The organism is Diaphorobacter ruginosibacter, assembly GCF_040396215.1.
Lineage (GTDB): Bacteria > Pseudomonadota > Gammaproteobacteria > Burkholderiales > Burkholderiaceae_C > Diaphorobacter_A > Diaphorobacter_A ruginosibacter_A.
The window spans coordinates 1-4,239 of sequence record NZ_JBEBOW010000203.1 but is presented as its reverse complement, the minus strand read 5'-3'; the positions used below and the strand labels follow the sequence as shown (position 1 = coordinate 4,239).

Here is a 4,239-nt window from a genome sequence, read left to right as displayed (position 1 = left end):
AACGGCGGCTTGAAGCGCGGCTGGCCCTTCTTGCCTTCCAGCGATTCGAGCAGCGCGGTTTCCTCGCCGCAGATATAGGCGCCAAAGCCGTGGTGCGCGTGCAGCTGGAAGCTGAAGCTGCTGCCCAGGATGTTGTTGCCCAGGTACCCCGCCGCGCGGGCTTCTTCCAGGGCGGCTTCGAAGCGCTCGTAGACTTGGAAGATCTCGCCGTGGATGTAGTTGTAGCCCACCGAGATGCCCATCGCATACGCGGCAATGATCATGCCCTCGATGACGATGTGAGGGTTGAACATCAGGATGTCGCGGTCCTTGCAGGTGCCCGGCTCGCCCTCATCCGAATTGCATACGAGGTGCTTCTGTCCAGGGAACTGACGCGGCATGAAGCTCCACTTCAGGCCGGTGGGGAAACCCGCGCCGCCGCGGCCGCGCAAGCCGCTTTCCTTCATGGTGGCGATCACCTGGTCCTGCGTCAGTCCTTCGCCGCCATCCTTGCCGAGAAGCTTGCGCAGGGCCTGATAGCCGCCGCGCGCCTCGTAGTCCTTGATGGACCAGTTGCTGCCGTTGAGGTCCGCGTAGATCTGCGGATTGATGTGGCGGTTGTGGAAGCAGGTTTCATTGCCCGAAGAGGCAAACCGGTCCAGGACCGCATGGGCTGCCGCATTCATCATGCCTTGCCCTCCGCGGCCTTCAGGCCATCGATCAGCTCATCGAGCTTTTCGTTGCTCATGAAGCTGCACATGCAACGGTCATTCACCAGCATCACGGGCGAATCGGCGCAGGCGCCCAGGCATTCCGACTGCTGCAGCGTGAACATGCCGTCCGCCGTGGTCTCGCCCATCTTGATGCCGAGCTTATGCTCCAGGTGATGCAGCGCCTTGTAGCCGTCGCGCAGCTGGCAAGGCAGGTTGGTGCAGACGTTGAGCTTGTACTTGCCGACAGGCTGCTGGTTGTACATGTTGTAGAACGTGGTGACTTCGTGCACCGCGATCTCGGGCATGCCGAGGATCTCGGCGATCGCCGCCTCGCTCTCGCTGCTGACCCAGCCTTGCTCCTGCTGGACGATGGACAGGCAGGCCATGACAGCCGACTGCTTCTGATCAGCCGGGTACTTGGCCACCTCACGCACAAAGCGTTCTTTGGTCGCTTCGGTAATCATCGGTCAACGTCTCCAAACACGATGTCCAAGGTGCTCAGCACCATCACAGCATCGGCCAGCATGTGGCCGCGGCACAGTTCGTCCATGGCGGACAGATGCGCGAATCCTGGTGGACGGATTTTCAGGCGATACGGCTTGTTGGCGCCGTCGCTGATCAAGTAAATGCCAAACTCGCCCTTGGGATGTTCGACAGCCGCATAGGCCTCGCCCTCTGGGACGTGGAAGCCTTCGGTGAAGAGCTTGAAATGGTGGATCAGGTCCTCCATGTTGCTCTTCATGCCCTCGCGGGAGGGCGGCGCGATCTTGTGGTTCTCGGTGATCACCGGGCCGGGATTGGCGCGCAGCCAGTCCACGCACTGCTTGATGATGCGGTTGGACTCACGCATCTCGGCCACGCGAACCAGATAACGGTCATAGCAATCGCCGTTCGTGCCGACCGGCACGTCGAAATCCAGGCGATCGTAGACTTCATACGGCTGGCTCTTGCGCATGTCCCAGGCCACGCCGGATGCGCGCAGCATGGGGCCGGTCAGGCCGAGGTTCATCGCCCGCTCCGCGGAGACGATGCCGATGTCGACGTTGCGCTGCTTCCAGATGCGGTTGTCCGTGAGCAGGATCTCGTACTCGTCGCAATTCTTGGGGAAGCGCGCCGTGAAATCGTCGATGAAGTCCAGCAGCGAGCCCTGGCGGTTCTTGTTGATTTCCTCGATCGCGCGCGCGTTGCGCACCTTGCTCGCCTTGTATTGCGGCATGCTGTCGGGCAGGTCGCGGTACACGCCACCCGGACGGAAGTACGCGGCGTGCATGCGCGCGCCGGAAACCGCTTCGTACATGTCCATCAGATCTTCGCGCTCGCGGAACGTGTAGATCAGGATGGTGGAGCTGCCAGCATCGTTACCCGAAGAGCCGAGCCACATCAGATGGTTCATGATGCGGGTGATCTCGGAATACATCACGCGGATGTATTGTGCGCGCAGCGGGACTTCGATGCCCAGCAGCTTCTCGATGGCGAGGCAGTATGCGTGCTCGTTGCACATCATCGAGCAGTAATCGAGCCGGTCCATGTAAGGAAGCGACTGGATGAAGGTCTTGCTTTCCGCCAGCTTTTCCGTGGCGCGGTGCAACAGGCCGATGTGGGGATCGGCGCGCTGAACGACTTCGCCGTCCAGTTCAAGCACCAGACGCAACACTCCGTGCGCTGCCGGGTGCTGCGGACCAAAGTTCAGTGAGTAATTCTTGATTTCAGCCATGGTCTTCCGTCAAAAAGGCGCTTGCGCGCCTTTCAATGCAGCCCCCCGTATTTGTCTTCCCGGATGATGCGCGGGGTGATTTCCCGCGGCTCGATCGTCACCGGCTGGTAAACCACGCGCTGCTGCTCCGCGTCATAACGCATCTCGACATGGCCGGACAGCGGGAAGTCCTTGCGGAACGGATGTCCGATGAACCCATAGTCGGTCAGGATGCGGCGCAGGTCGGGGTGCCCGTCAAAGACGATGCCGAACAGGTCGAAGGCTTCCCGTTCGAACCAGTTGGCGCCGCTCCAGATATCGGAGATCGTGGGCAGCACGGGAAAATCGTCATCCGCGCAGAACACGCGCACGCGCACGCGCTGGTTAAGACTGACGGACAGCAGATGCGAGACCGCGGCGAAACGGGGACCGTCGGTACCCACTCCCGCGTAGGCGGAGTAGTCCACGCCGCACAGATCCATCAGGATCTCGAACTTGCAGCCGGATGCGTCACGCAGCATCTGCATCACTTCAAGATAGTTGGCCGCGGAGACCTCGACGGTGACCTCGCCCAGCGAGATGCCGACGCTGCGCACCTTGTCGCCGAGAACGGCCACGAGGTTCTCGCGCAGGACTTCGGGGTGAATGGCATTGACAGTCATGTTCACCCCTTCAGACGCGAGCAATGGTGTTGGTGCGGCGGATCTTCTGCTGCAGCTGGATGATGCCGTAGATCAGCGCTTCGGCCGTGGGCGGGCAGCCCGGCACATAGACATCCACCGGCACGATGCGGTCACAGCCGCGCACCACCGAATAGCTGTAGTGATAGTAGCCGCCGCCATTGGCGCACGAACCCATGGAGATCACCCAACGCGGCTCCGACATCTGGTCATAGACCTTGCGCATGGCCGGCGCCATCTTGTTGCACAGCGTCCCGGCAACGATCATCAGATCGGAGTGACGCGGACTGGCCCGGAACACTTCGGCGCCAAAACGGCCGATGTCGTAACGCGCAGCGGCCGCATGCATCATTTCCACCGCGCAGCACGCCAGACCAAAGGTCATGGGCCACAGCGATCCGGTCTTGGCCCAGTTCACCACGGAGTCGTAACTCGTGGTGACAAAGCCCTTGCTCATCACACCTTCAATCATCGTGTTTGTCCTTTTAACGACCGGTTATTCCCAGTCGAGGGCGCCCTTTTTCCACTCATAGGCAAAACCCACGACCAGAATGGCCAGGAACACCAGCACCGCCACAAACCCAGTCATGCCGACGTCCTGCAAAGTGACCGCCCAGGGGAAGAGAAAGGCGATTTCCAGATCGAACAGAATGAAGAGGATGGCAACGAGGTAGTAGCGCACGTCGAATTTCATGCGCGCGTCATCGAATGCCTCAAAACCGCATTCGTAAGGGGAGTTCTTGGCTTCGTCCGGGCGATTGGGGCCCAGAACATACCCCAGTGCCAGAGGTACGACGCCTACGCCAATACCAACCAGGATGAACAGAAGAACGGGGAGGTATTGATCAAGGTTCATCAGAGGGGCTCACCGCAGAAGGCCAGAACCCAAGCTTACCGCTTGCCGGGCAAGCTTGGGATGGTCTTTGTGTATTGGTGCCGTCGGCGAGACTCGAACTCGCACAGCTTTCGCCACTACCCCCTCAAGATAGCGTGTCTACCAATTTCACCACGACGGCTTTTGACTATGTCCGAATGGCATGAGGAGCCTGCTTTTCATCAGGCCTTTGGCTTTCCAGACAGAACGTGATTCTACCCCGGAAAAACCCTGTCATGCAAAAGAAAGCAATTTTTTCTTGTTTTAGTTCTTGGGGATTTCCGCTGCGCCAGAAGCCGG

The 4,239-nt window shown here is 60.1% G+C and carries 5 protein-coding genes, 1 tRNA gene and 1 pseudogene; all 7 read right to left on the bottom strand.

Annotation, left to right across the window (positions count from 1 at the left end):
- Window positions 1-665, bottom strand: a pseudogene (locus tag ABWP92_RS16645) (NADH-quinone oxidoreductase subunit F); the annotation flags it as partial.
- The gene (gene nuoE, locus ABWP92_RS16640; protein WP_353236522.1) at window positions 665-1,156 is read right to left on the bottom strand and encodes an NADH-quinone oxidoreductase subunit NuoE; all 492 of its coding nucleotides are present in this window, start codon (window positions 1,154-1,156) and stop codon (window positions 665-667) included. The gene nuoE and the pseudogene ABWP92_RS16645, both read right to left, overlap by 1 nt.
- Window positions 1,153-2,406, bottom strand: a complete 1,254-nt coding sequence (locus ABWP92_RS16635) for an NADH-quinone oxidoreductase subunit D (RefSeq protein WP_353236521.1) — start codon at window positions 2,404-2,406, stop codon at window positions 1,153-1,155. The genes nuoE and ABWP92_RS16635 overlap by 4 nt, the downstream gene beginning before the upstream one ends.
- 32 nt (window positions 2,407-2,438) lie before the next feature.
- Window positions 2,439-3,047 carry an NADH-quinone oxidoreductase subunit C gene (locus ABWP92_RS16630; protein ID WP_353236520.1) on the bottom strand — a complete coding sequence of 203 codons (609 nt, stop codon included), beginning with the start codon at window positions 3,045-3,047 and terminating at the stop codon, window positions 2,439-2,441.
- Window positions 3,048-3,057: 10 nt separating this feature from the next.
- On the bottom strand, window positions 3,058-3,537 hold the full coding sequence (locus ABWP92_RS16625) for a NuoB/complex I 20 kDa subunit family protein (protein ID WP_187598572.1): 480 nt from the start codon (window positions 3,535-3,537) through the stop codon (window positions 3,058-3,060).
- Window positions 3,538-3,561: 24 nt separating this feature from the next.
- Window positions 3,562-3,921, bottom strand: a complete 360-nt coding sequence (locus ABWP92_RS16620) for an NADH-quinone oxidoreductase subunit A (RefSeq protein ID WP_353236519.1) — start codon at window positions 3,919-3,921, stop codon at window positions 3,562-3,564.
- Between the two features lie 75 nt (window positions 3,922-3,996).
- Window positions 3,997-4,081, bottom strand: a tRNA-Leu gene (locus tag ABWP92_RS16615).
- Window positions 4,082-4,239 lie beyond the last annotated feature (158 nt).